At 63.1% G+C, this 252-nt stretch carries 1 pseudogene; it reads right to left on the bottom strand.

Annotated elements, in window-relative coordinates:
• Nucleotides 1-232, bottom strand: a pseudogene (locus AAEY79_RS15795) (hypothetical protein); the annotation flags it as partial.
• Nucleotides 233-252 lie beyond the last annotated feature (20 nt).

The raw sequence follows: 252 nt of genomic DNA, 5'->3' as shown, positions 1-252 counted from the left end.
GATAGTCGCTCAGCGTGCCTGAGAACACCTTGACGACCGGCGACGTCGCCTCGGCGATCCCCTCGATCAGGCCGATCGTCGTAGCGCTCGCGCCGAGCCCCGCCATAAGGAACATCGGCAACAGGCTGTGGATGATTTCGGACGACACGTCCATCAGCAGGCTGACACAGCCGAGCACCCACACGCTGCGTGGAATCTGCCGAAGAATGCCGGTCGATGAGTCGGTCTGCATGGGTCGCTCCGGTTCAGGGA

The organism is Psychrobacter sp. GW64-MNA-CIBAN-0177, from assembly GCF_040309585.1.
GTDB classification, from domain to species: Bacteria; Pseudomonadota; Gammaproteobacteria; order Pseudomonadales; family Moraxellaceae; genus Psychrobacter; species Psychrobacter okhotskensis.
Note: the sequence above shows the minus strand (reverse complement) of the source record. Positions and strands in the feature narration are given on the sequence as shown.